Source organism: Micromonospora sp. NPDC047753, assembly GCF_040642735.1.
Classification (GTDB): Bacteria; Actinomycetota; Actinomycetes; order Mycobacteriales; family Micromonosporaceae; genus Micromonospora.
This window is the reverse complement of sequence record NZ_JBEYSL010000461.1, coordinates 1-5,401: the sequence shown is the minus strand read 5'-3', so window position 1 is coordinate 5,401 and position 5,401 is coordinate 1. Positions and strand designations below refer to the sequence as shown.

Below are 5,401 nucleotides of genomic sequence, written 5' to 3'. Positions count from 1 at the left end.
CGCCGTCGACGCGTCGTACGCCGCCACCCGCACCCTGCTGTCGCTGCGCCGAGGCGTCTGGGTGGTACCGAAGTACCTGCTGGGACGACCCTCGGACACCCTCAACGGTGCGTTGGCCCGCCGACTGCCGTGGCGTCTGCGCCAACGCATCACCCAGACGATGCTGAGCGCCACCGTCGGCAACCCCACCCGTTACGGGCTGCCCGCGCCAACGCACGGCTTCCTGCAGGACCACCCGACGCTCTCCGACGGGTTGCTGTCGCGGCTGACCCACGGTGACGTCGAGGCCCGACCCGGCGTCGCCGCCCTCGACGGCGACCGGGTGGAGTTCACCGACGGCCGCACCGACACCGTCGACCTGATCATCTGGTGCACCGGCTACCGGGTGGACGTCCTGTTCCTCGACCCGGCGTTGCTCGCCGGAGGCGCCGACACCCTGCCGTTGTACCGGCACGTGTTCCACCCCGACGCCCCCGGGCTGAGCTTCGTCGGGTTGATGCAGTCCACCGGCTCCGCGTTCCCCCTGGTAGAAGCGCAGGCCAAGCTGATCGCGGCGCACCTCGCCGGCCGGTACACGCTGCCGGACCCGGCCCGACAGCGCGCCGCGTGCCGGGCCGAACTGCGGGCCGCGACCGCCCGCTGGGGTCAGCGCCGCCCGGCGATGCGGGTGGACTTCGACGTCTACCTGGCAGAGCTGGCCCGGGAGTTGACCGTCGGGACCCGCCGCGCCCGCCCCACCCCGAGCGGAGCCGGGCGGTGACGAGATCGCTGACCGGTCGGCGGGTGCTGGTCACCGGGGCGAGCGGGACCTTCGGCCGACACCTCGGCGCCGCGCTGAGCGCCGCCGGCGCCCGGGTGGTGGGGCTCGACCTGCACGCCAGTTCCGACGGCGACGTGCCGGTGCTGGCCTGCGACCTGACCGACCCGGACGCCGTACCGGCGGGGGTGCGGGCCGCCGTCGACCGACTCGGCGGGCTCGACCTGCTGATCAACAACGCCGGTGTCGGTGGTCCCGCGCCGGCCGAGTTGCCGCCCGACGAGGTGGTCCGCCGGCAGTTGGAGGTCAACCTGCTCGCCGCCTGGCGTACCACCGCCGCCGCGCTGCCCCCACTGCTCACCGCACGCGGACGGGTGATCTTCGTGGCCAGCCGGATGGCGGTGCTGCCGCTGCCGCTCGCCGCCGCGTACGGGGTGAGCAAACGGGCCCTGGTCGCCTACGCCGACGCGCTGCGCCACGAGGTGGGCACCCACGTCGGGGTCAGCGTCGTCTACCCGAGCATGGTCGCCTCACCGATCCACGACAGCACCGCCGAGGCCGGGCTGTCCCTGCGAGGGGTGTCGCGCCCCGAGCCCGTCGAAGGAGTGGTCGCGGCGATCCTGCGGACCGCCACCGCCCGGCGGGCGCCCCGGGACGTGGCGACCACCGCACGCGGTCGGCTGGAGATGGCCGTCGGCCGGCACGCGCCCGCGCTGGCCGACCGGCTGGTACGCCGTACCCTCGCCGCCCGCCTCGCCGCCGGTGACCTGGACGCCGCGCCGCTGGCCGCGGGGATGCTCGGCCGCCACCGCGGGCGCTGACCGCCCGGGGTCAGGGCGTGGCGACGGCAGCGCGCGAGCGGTCGGCGGCGATGCGCACGGCCAGCGCCGCGAGCGCGGTGCCGGTGACCCACCGCTGCACCCGCAACCACACCGGCCGGCGGGCGAAGAACCCCGCGAGGGCGCCGGCGCTGAGCACGATCATCGCGTTCACGCTCAGCGCCACGATGATCTGGGTCAGACCGAGCAGCAGGCTCTGCGCGGCCAGGTGCCCCCGCGTCGGGTCGATGAACTGCGGTAACAGCGACACGTAGAGGATCGCGATCTTCGGGTTCAGCAGGTTGGTGACCAGGCCCATGGTGAACAGCCGCCGGGGCGGGTCCGGTGGCAGCGGCGCGGGCCGGAACGGTGACTGCCCACCCGGACGCAGCGTCCGCCAGGCCAGCCAGAGCAGGTAGCCGGCGCCGGCCAGCTTCACCACCGCGTACAGCGTCGGCACCAGGACGAAGACGGTGGCCAGGCCGGCGACCGCCGCCGCCAGGTAGACGCCGAAGCCGGCGGCGACCCCGAGCAGCGAGATGAGCCCGGCACGGCGGCCCTGCGCCACCGAGCGGGAGACCAGATAGACCATGTTCGGGCCGGGCGTGAGCACCAGCCCCAACGCCACCAGCGCGATGCCCAGCAGTGCACCCGTACTCACCATGACGCTTCCCCCGTCCGATGGATCCCTCACCGACCGTAATCGGAATGAACGTCCCCACCCAGGGCCACCTGGCAGGCCGTGGCCTGCGATCCGCAGTGATCCACTCGCGTTCGGTGCGGCGGCAGCACCGTCGGCGGGAATGCTCACTGTCGCGGGCGTGCTGACCCCTGGCAAGGGCGTGTCGCCGGCCGCAGGCGGCGCGTTACGGTGGCCAGGGAGGTGCCGCACGGTGACCGAGGCGTGGAAAGCGTCAGTAGAGGCGAAGATCCAGGATGCCGTTCAGCGCGGCGAGTTCGACCGCCTGCCCGGCATGGGCAAGCCGATCCCCGGTCGGGGGGCGCCGTATGACGAGGCGTGGTGGATCAAGAGCTTCCTGGAGCGCGAGGCGCTCCCCAGTGACCTGCTCCTGCCCACGTCGCTGCAACTGCGCCGACGCATCGAGCAGGTCCCCGACGAAGTCCGTGACCTGCCCACCGAACAGTCCGTCCGCGACTTCGTGGGACAGCTGAACGCGCAGATCGTGGCGTGGCTGCGCTTCCCCGACGACGGCCCCCGGGTCGCGGTGCGTCCGGTGAACACCGAGGACGTGATCCGCCGCTGGCGCGCCGAACGTGCCCGCCCCAAGGTCACCACAACCGTCACCGAAGCGGCGGACGTGCTGGCGCCCGCGCGCCGACCCCGCCGTAGCTGGTGGCGGCGGTGGCGCCGTCGGGGCTGACCGCCGGGCCACCGCCACGGCAGACTGTGCCGATGCTGATCGAATCGCGGTCACCCGACACGCCCTCGACGCCGGGTGTCGCCCTGCGTCAGTGGTGCGCCGACGACCTGGATGAGCTGGTGCGGGCGTACCGGGATCCGGTCCTGCGCCGCTGGACCAGAGCTCCGGTGACCAACGCCGCCGAGGCCCGACGGTGGCTGGAAGGCGCGCTGCGCGACTGGGCCGACGGGCGGCGGTACACCTTCGCCGTCCTCGAAGAGCAGGCCGACGGCTCCCGGCTGGTGGGCAACGTGGTGCTCAAGGGAGTCACGGCGGAGCGCCCAGCCCCGGAGGTCGGCTACTGGACGGCGTCGTGGGCACGCGGCCGTGGCGTCGCCCCGCGGGCGGTCACCGCGCTGAGCCGCTGGGCGTTCGGCCGGTTCCCCGACGTGGCGCGTCTCGACCTGCTGCACCAGGTGGACAACGTGGCCTCCTGCCGGGTGGCGCAGAAGTCCGGCTTCGTGTTCCAGGAGGTGTTGCCGGCCCGGCCGCCCTTCCCACTCGACGGCCACCGGCACTCGCTGCACGCCGGCTAGCACTGTCGACACCTCCCCGCGTCGACCGTCCGTACCTGTCGCGAACGGACCCGAACAGGTCCGAACAATCGTTCCCGGCCGCGACGGCGCGAACGCGGATACGGTCCGCGCCGAGCGCCCGTGACCGTGGCCTATCTCGGGCGACCACCCACCCCGCAACGCCGGTGCGAGTCAGTCGACGGCGGCTTGCCAGCTCCAGGAGGTGCGCCGGGCCCGACCGGGCAGCTCGCCACGGCCGGTCATCCAGAGCAGCACCTCGGCCGCCGCCCCGCCTGGGGCGTCCGGGAAGAGTCGGCGCAGCACCAGCGCGCTCAGCCGCTGCGACGGCTGCCACGGCACACCGAGACCGAGGGTGATGTCGTGGGTGTGCAGCAGAGTCTCGGCCACGCCCATGGCGGCGAAACCGGCCGGGTCGCACGGACCCCAGTGCCAGGCCCGCACGTCAGGCGAGGCGGCGTCGGCGGCGGCGGCGAGCAGACCAGCGCAGGCCCGCACCACTGTGAGCACCTGCGTCGGGCTCGCGTCGGGGGAGACCCGCAGGTCGTACGGCAGATAGCCGTCATCCGGGCGGCCGGTGACCTGGCCCGCGTACGCGAGGAGATCGTGCGCGACGTGCGCCGCTGTCGTCCAGCAGCTCCAGCTCAGCGAGCCGGCCGGCACCGACCAGTCGCCGTCCCGGTGGGGCAGCAGCACCCTGGTCATCTCGTCGGCTGCCTCCCGAATGTCGGCGCCGGTCACCGTCGACACTCGCCAACCCGCCGGGTAGCACCGGGCGTGGGATTCCCGTCGCGGGTGAAGAAAGTCGAGGCATGCAAGAATCCATCTTCGCATATGCGGGGAGGCGAGCGGAGTGTTGCCCAACCTGGTTTTGGACACGACGGTGTTGCCTCCGGCGGACCGATTCGCTTTCTGGTACGCCCTGGTGGCTCAGGAGACGGCACCGGTGCACATCAGCAGCGGTCACCTGGACAATTTCGTGGCCTACGCCCAGGCCATCGATCTCGGCCGCATCCGGATGACCTCTTTGCGCTACCCGTCGCTGGACGCGATCCGGCCCACGAAACTGGTCCGCAGAATCGAGGGGGATTTCTATCAACTCGCGATCCCACTGACGGGTCACAGCACGTTGATCCAGGACCGCACCGAGTCCACGCTGGAAGCCGGGAACCATTTCACGCTCCTGGACACCGCACGGCCGCACGTCGCACGACACCGCGTCGAGGGCTCCGGTCCCGCCACCACGATCACCGTGCAGATACCGTACGCGGCGCTGCCCCTGGCACCGGACCGGCTCCGCCGTCTGCTGGCCACGCCGATGCCGTCGCACCTCGGCGTCGGCGGGCTGTTGTCCCACCACCTGCGCAACATCGCGGCACACCCGGAGCAGTTCGAGCCGACCGAGGCGGAGATCCTGGGCGGGGTGGCGGTGGACCTGCTTACCGCAGCGCTCGCCCAGTACCTCGACATCGAGGACGCCCTGTCGCCGGAAGCGCGGCAGACCGCACTACGAGCCCGGGTCGTCGACTTCATCGACCGCCACCTCGACAGTGACGAGCTCGGCCCCCACAGCGTCGCCGCCGCCCACCACATCTCGGTGCGGTCGCTGCACCGGCTGTTCGAGGCGGAGGCGACAACCGTTGCCGAACTCATCCGCGCCAAGCGCCTGGAGCAGTGCCGGCGTGATCTCGGCAACCCGCTGCTGCGGCAGTCGATTCAGGCCATCGCCGCCCGTTGGGGTTTCCCGGACAAGGCTCACTTCAGCCGCCTCTTCCGTGCCCACTACGGACGTTCGCCGCAGGAGTACCGCACCGGCGTCGCTCGCCAGGACCGGTGACCCGACCGACCGTTACGGCCGACGGTCGCTCGGGT

Annotated in this window: 6 protein-coding genes and 1 pseudogene; 5 read left to right on the top strand and 2 right to left on the bottom strand. The window is 72.5% G+C overall.

Features of this window, described 5'->3' with window-relative positions:
• Both ABZ749_RS28475 and ABZ749_RS28470 read left to right on the top strand, forming a co-directional pair.
• Positions 1-760 (top strand): annotated as a pseudogene (locus tag ABZ749_RS28475) (monooxygenase); the annotation flags it as partial.
• Positions 757-1,578, top strand: coding sequence for an SDR family NAD(P)-dependent oxidoreductase (locus ABZ749_RS28470; RefSeq protein ID WP_357233199.1), 822 nt, complete (start codon positions 757-759; stop codon positions 1,576-1,578). The pseudogene ABZ749_RS28475 and the gene ABZ749_RS28470, both read left to right, overlap by 4 nt.
• 10 nt (positions 1,579-1,588) lie before the next feature.
• Here ABZ749_RS28470 and ABZ749_RS28465 read toward each other — a convergent pair whose 3' ends face one another.
• Positions 1,589-2,239, bottom strand: a complete 651-nt coding sequence (locus tag ABZ749_RS28465) for a LysE family translocator (RefSeq protein ID WP_357233197.1) — start codon at positions 2,237-2,239, stop codon at positions 1,589-1,591.
• A 229-nt stretch (positions 2,240-2,468) separates the two neighbouring features.
• Between ABZ749_RS28465 and ABZ749_RS28460 the strand changes: the two genes are divergently transcribed.
• Positions 2,469-2,957: a DUF1992 domain-containing protein gene (locus ABZ749_RS28460; RefSeq protein WP_355007473.1), complete on the top strand. Its 489-nt coding sequence runs from the start codon at positions 2,469-2,471 to the stop codon at positions 2,955-2,957.
• Positions 2,958-2,989: 32 nt separating this feature from the next.
• On the top strand, positions 2,990-3,532 hold the full coding sequence (locus tag ABZ749_RS28455; protein ID WP_357233194.1) for a GNAT family N-acetyltransferase: 543 nt from the start codon (positions 2,990-2,992) through the stop codon (positions 3,530-3,532).
• A 171-nt stretch (positions 3,533-3,703) separates the two neighbouring features.
• On the opposite strand, the gene ABZ749_RS28450 is transcribed toward ABZ749_RS28455, so the two are convergent.
• Positions 3,704-4,270 carry a maleylpyruvate isomerase N-terminal domain-containing protein gene (locus tag ABZ749_RS28450; RefSeq protein WP_357233201.1) on the bottom strand — a complete coding sequence of 189 codons (567 nt, stop codon included), beginning with the start codon at positions 4,268-4,270 and terminating at the stop codon, positions 3,704-3,706.
• 115 nt (positions 4,271-4,385) lie between these two features.
• Between ABZ749_RS28450 and ABZ749_RS28445 the strand changes: the two genes are divergently transcribed.
• Positions 4,386-5,366 (top strand): helix-turn-helix domain-containing protein, encoded by a 981-nt coding sequence (locus ABZ749_RS28445; protein ID WP_357233192.1) that lies wholly within the window; start codon positions 4,386-4,388, stop codon positions 5,364-5,366.
• The last annotated feature ends 35 nt before the right edge of the window (positions 5,367-5,401 follow it).

Coding starts and splice junctions, on each gene's coding strand:
- ABZ749_RS28455 (WP_357233194.1), top strand. CDS start 2,990: ATGCTGATCGAATCGCGGTCACCCGACACGCCCTCGACGCCGGGTGTC.
- ABZ749_RS28465 (WP_357233197.1), bottom strand. CDS start 2,239: ATGGTGAGTACGGGTGCACTGCTGGGCATCGCGCTGGTGGCGTTGGGG.